Raw genomic sequence first — 5021 nt, forward strand, 5'->3', positions numbered from 1 at the left:
CGGTGTACTACATGATTATCTATGGCAGGAAAAAACATATGATAAAAGTTTAAAGCCGGCAGCGCGGCTTTGGTGCATAGCGTAAGGCGATATTTGGCAGGATAGTTGAAACTTATTTAGGAGAAAGAACACCAAAAGTTCACAGGATTGACGATTTTCGTTAAGAAATTCTGAGGAATATTATGCTATAGTAGAGAAGACTCCTTTTCTCTTAGTAGGGGCTGTAAGGACAGTCAACTGTGCTTTACAGCCCCATGCTTAGAGAATCAGAGATTTTTTTTTAGGAGAAGAAGATGAGAAAAAAGGGATATCCTATTAGTTTAGCAATTGTTTTAGCGAGCCTTTCCTTTACCATGCCTGCCATGGCACAGAAGGTACCGGGCTTTTCCGATAATGTTTCCGTGGATCAGATGCAGACTTCCTTTGAACGGCAGCGTTCCGAGGAGGAGTGGGCAAAGCTTCGGGACAATGTGATTTCCTGGGAGGAAATCGGGGACTTGGTCCATGAATACAACCCCACAGTATCCAGTCTTTGGAGAAACTTCCGGGAAAGTGACAGCAGGGGAAGCTACAATGTCAATGTAGAGGATGCCAGAAATCAGGTGGAAGAAGCCTATGAAAAGGCATTGTCCGCTGCAGACGGAAATAGCGTGGCGGAGGCTTTGGCAGAAATGCAGTACCAGAGCAACAGCAGCAATTTTTCCGCAGATACCGTGGCGCAGAATGCAGACCGGGAGATTGCCAAGCTTTCCGTGGAACAAACGGAGCAGAATACTATTGAGACCATTAAAAAATCCTTCATTAGCAGAGAAAGTACAGGCCTTCAAAAGCAAATCGATGCCTTATCTTTAGCGGATGCGAAAAGCGCACAGGAAAGCACCGAGAGAAAGAAAGCTATCGGAAAGGCCACCCAGATTGACGTGTTGACTGCTAAGGAAGCCTATGACCAGGTGAATCTGAGTCTTACAAAGAACAATTCCGCCTTTGATAAGATGACGGAGCTTTTACGGGTGAATCTGGGCTGGAAGGCAAGTGATACTCCGGAGATGCCCGTAATTCCAAGCCTTAGTGCAGAGCAGCTTACGGCAGTGAATTTAGAGGAAGACAGTAAGACAGCTTTACAGAATAACTACAGTCTTCGGATTTCAGAAAGAAAGTTGAATCTTTCCACAGGAGATGCCAACCGACAGAATCTGACAAGAAGCATTTCCGCAGCAAAGGAGAAGATTCAGTCCGATATGCTTTCCCGATACCAAAGCTTAAAGCAGGCAGAGGAGGCAAAAAGACAGGCGGAGCTGCAGGCATCCAACGCACAGCAGGCCTATCAGAAGGCAGAGCGGGGCTATAAGCTGGGAAGTGTAAGCCGTGTGGATTTTGAAAAGGCGAAAAATGCTTCCGATACCGCAAGCCTTCAAAAGCAGCAGGCGGATTTGAAGCTTTATGAAGAATATTTGGATTATCAGGCCGGAAAGAACGGTTTGGCGACGGCAGAGTAAGAGAAAGGATGCATTGAATCTTTTATGGAGAAGAGAAAGAATAAGATAAAATCCGCATTTGCTCTGGCTTTAAGCCTTGGACTTCTCTGTCAAAGCTTCCCTGCCTTAGCAGAGGAGAAGCCTTGGGATGTGAATGACAACATCATTTCCTTCAGAGAAATCCCGGATCTTGTAGACCAATTCAGTTCTGTAGCCAAGATGGAACAGGATGCTTTGGCGCAAAGTACCGGCGGAATGGCTTCCGTACAGAAGGCGGTAAAGGACGAAAAGGCGGATATTCTTGCGAATTTGCAGGAGAGCATTGACAGTTTAAAGGAGCAGAAGCAGGATAGCACAGATCCTGCGACCAAAGCCTTTTTGCAAAGTCAGATCAATCAGTTAGAAAAGGTAAAGAACAGTAAGAAGATTTTACCGGATATAGACAGTAGTCTGGCAGAGGTAAATCAAGGACTGGTGCAGCTTTCCGAGACGGAAAAAAGCATGAAGAAGGCGGAAGCTAAGACGGAAAAAGCCGTGAAATCCGGCTTCTATACCGGAAAAAAGCTTTTGAGTGACGGTATGCAAAATCTTTATTTCAGTGCGATTTCTCTGGAAAACAACAAGACGATGCTAGAAAAACGAGTGGCGATGCTACAGGCAGGCTTAGAGAAAACGGAAAGACAGGCGCGCCTTGGGCAGGCTACGGCAAATGATGTGAGCGCGGCAAGACTTGCTCTGGAAAGTGCTCAGTCGGATTTGCAAAAGGCTAAGGACGGCCTGGAAAGCATGAAGAGAAATATGGGACTGAGCCTTGGCTGGAGTATGAATACCTATTCTAATATTCAGTTCGAAGCCATTCCCGACTACCCGAGAAACTATCTGGCAACAAGAGACTGGGGAAAGGACATTGATTCCGCTTTAAGTCATAACAGTGAATTGGGAAGCATTCTCCGTACAAAGGACAGCAATATTACCGGCTGGACGGAGAAGAAGCAGAGTCAGAAGGAAAAAGAGCAGCAGATTCGAGTTTCCATGGAGGAGCTCAGACGGAATATTAGCGAAGCGGAAGCGGCATTAAATGCGGCGGAATCCGTTTCAGAGCTTTCTCGTTTGCAGAAGGAAAAAGCAGAGCGGATGAATGCTCTGGGACTTTTGGGGAGGGCAGATTTCCAAGGCTTATCCTTAGAAGCCTTATCCAAGGAAAATGCAGCAGCTCAGGCAAAACTGGATTATAATCAGGCGGTCTTCCAATACGAAGAAGCAGTAGAGAGAGGGATACTTTCCACAGGGGAGTAATCCCCCTCTTTTTTTCTTATAGATGGACTTTAGCCGGTATCGGAGCTGACATTTGAAAAATGTTAGCTCTGATACAAAAAACCACCCGCTATGCGGGTGGGAAACACTTGTTATACAAAAATCACCTTTCCTAATACAATAAAGTTGTTCAAGCTATATTGCAGAAAAGGAAGGTGATTTTATGGCGAAGAAAGAATATGCATTGGCACATACGAAATGGATGTGTAAATATCATATTGTCTTCACACCGAAGTATAGGCGAAAAATAATATATTATCAATATAAGTCAGATATTCGGGATATTATCAAGCAACTCTGCGCCTTTAAAGGAGTGGAGATTATAGAAGGGCATTTAATGCCGGACCATGTACACATTCTGGTTAGTATTCCACCTAAGATTAGCGTTTCTTCTTTTATGGGCTACTTAAAGGGAAAAAGTGCCTTAATGATATTTGATAAACACGCAAATCTTAAATACAAATTTGGAAACAGACATTTTTGGGCCGAAGGCTATTATGTCAGTACAGTAGGTTTAAATGAAGCCACAATAAAAAAGTATATCCAAGATCAAGAAAAACACGATATAGCTTTGGATAAACTAAGTGTTAAAGAATATGAAGACCCTTTTAAGGGTTAAAGTGCAGTAGTACCAATACCCCTTTATGGGGTAGCGACGAGTCAAACGCAATATGGCTTGAATGGAGCTGTGGGAAGGTGCAAAGCAAACTTCCCATAGCCCAAAATGAAAGCCAGCGCCTTTAGACGCTGGCCAGTAGCAGGGGCTTATAGCCCCGAGCAAACCACCCGTTTGACGGGTGGTAGTGATTAACGAGTATCTCACGAGCAGCGCGGGATAGTCGTTGGACATAAACAGCCATTCCGGACAGTGAAGTCGAAGCGTATTTTTTAAGAAAAGCTTATCCGAATGTGGAGTATAGGAGATTGGAGTGTTTTGTGTTATAACGGAAGAAGCTGAAGAAAAATTCCAATAGCCAGAATATATGTTCTATGATATAATCTCTCGGCAAGCAAAAAACGAAGAAATAAAGGGAAAGAACAGTAGTCCGGTAAGAAGCGAAAACCGGTACAAGTAACAATACAAAAAGTAAAGGAAGAAAATCATGGCAAACAAAGTAAGCAAGGCTCCTGTAGTAGCATTGGAAGATCGGGATGAAAAGTTAAAGGCGCTGGATGCGGCTCTCAGCAAGATTGAAAAGGATTGCGGAAAGGGCTCCGTAATGAAGCTGGGAGATTCCGGAGTGAATAAGGACATCTCCGTAGTGCCCACCGGTTCCTTATCCGTGGATATTGCTCTTGGAGCAGGCGGTTTCCCAAGGGGACGTATTATTGAGATTTACGGACCGGAATCCTCCGGTAAGACTACCCTTGCCCTTCATGCAGTGGCAGAGGTACAAAAGCGTGGAGGAATCGCGGCCTTTATTGATGCAGAGCATGCTTTGGATCCCCGTTATGCGCAGGCTATCGGCGTGGACATTGATAACCTCTATGTGGCACAGCCGGATTCCGGAGAGCAGGCTTTGGATATTGTGGAGACCATGGTTCGTTCCGGTGCTATGGACATTTTGGTTGTGGACTCCGTGGCGGCATTGGTACCTAAGGCGGAGATTGACGGAGAGATGGGAGACAGTCATGTGGGCTTACAGGCTCGTTTGATGTCTATGGCTTTAAGAAAGCTTACCGCTATTATCGCCAAGTCTAACTGTATCCTTATTTTCATCAATCAGTTAAGAGAAAAGGTCGGCGTGATGTTCGGTAATCCGGAGACCACCACCGGCGGACGCGCTTTAAAGTTCTATGCTTCTGTTCGTGTGGACATCCGAAAGGGAGAAAGCATTAAGACCGGTGACGGAGATTTCAGCGGAGCCCGTACCAAAGTAAAGATTTCCAAGAATAAGATTGCCCCTCCCTTTAAGAATGCGGAGTTTGATATCAGCTTCGGTTCCGGTATTTCCAAGGAAGGAGAAATCCTGGATCTTGCGGTAGAAAAAAAGATGATTGAGAAGAGCGGTGCCTGGTTTGCCTATAACGGGGATAAGATCGGTCAGGGCCGTGAGAATGCCAAGGCCTTCTTAAAGAGTCATCCCAGAATTATGGCGGATTTGGAGATTCAACTTCGTAAAGAATACGGTTTGAAGGAAGACCCCTATTTGGAAGAGGTTTTGGCTTTTGTTCCTGAGGATGAGGATATGGATCTTACGGTTAGCCTGGCTGAGGACGCAGAAGAATAAG

At 45.1% G+C, this 5021-nt stretch carries 4 protein-coding genes; all 4 read left to right on the plus strand.

Translation table 11 applies throughout. From position 1 onward, the window contains the following. Positions 1-293 precede the first annotated feature (293 nt). The 4 genes from RYO92_RS10760 to recA all read left to right on the plus strand — a co-directional run bounded on the left by RYO92_RS10760 (position 294) and on the right by recA (position 5020). The gene (locus tag RYO92_RS10760; RefSeq protein ID WP_315370377.1) at positions 294-1496 is read left to right on the plus strand and encodes a TolC family protein; all 1203 of its coding nucleotides are present in this window, start codon (positions 294-296) and stop codon (positions 1494-1496) included. 24 nt (positions 1497-1520) lie between these two features. After that, positions 1521-2771 (plus strand): hypothetical protein, encoded by a 1251-nt coding sequence (locus RYO92_RS10765; RefSeq protein ID WP_315370378.1) that lies wholly within the window; start codon positions 1521-1523, stop codon positions 2769-2771. 181 nt (positions 2772-2952) lie between these two features. Further along, positions 2953-3408, plus strand: a complete 456-nt coding sequence (gene tnpA / locus RYO92_RS10770; protein WP_007156859.1) for an IS200/IS605 family transposase — start codon at positions 2953-2955, stop codon at positions 3406-3408. 484 nt (positions 3409-3892) lie between these two features. Continuing rightward, a complete protein-coding gene (gene recA / locus RYO92_RS10775) occupies positions 3893-5020 on the plus strand; it encodes a recombinase RecA (RefSeq protein WP_304070410.1) in 1128 nt (375 codons plus the stop codon). Position 5021: the final 1 nt, after the last annotated feature.

It is taken from the genome of Oribacterium sinus, from assembly GCF_963553175.1.
GTDB classification, from domain to species: Bacteria; Bacillota; Clostridia; order Lachnospirales; family Lachnospiraceae; genus Oribacterium; species Oribacterium sinus_B.

Bases quoted from the DNA above. Each gene is read 5' to 3' on its own strand.
- recA (WP_304070410.1), top strand. From the start codon at position 3,893: ATGGCAAACAAAGTAAGCAAGGCTCCTGTAGTAGCATTGGAAGATCGG.
- RYO92_RS10765 (WP_315370378.1), top strand. From the start codon at position 1,521: ATGGAGAAGAGAAAGAATAAGATAAAATCCGCATTTGCTCTGGCTTTA.
- tnpA (WP_007156859.1), top strand. From the start codon at position 2,953: ATGGCGAAGAAAGAATATGCATTGGCACATACGAAATGGATGTGTAAA.
- RYO92_RS10760 (WP_315370377.1), top strand. From the start codon at position 294: ATGAGAAAAAAGGGATATCCTATTAGTTTAGCAATTGTTTTAGCGAGC.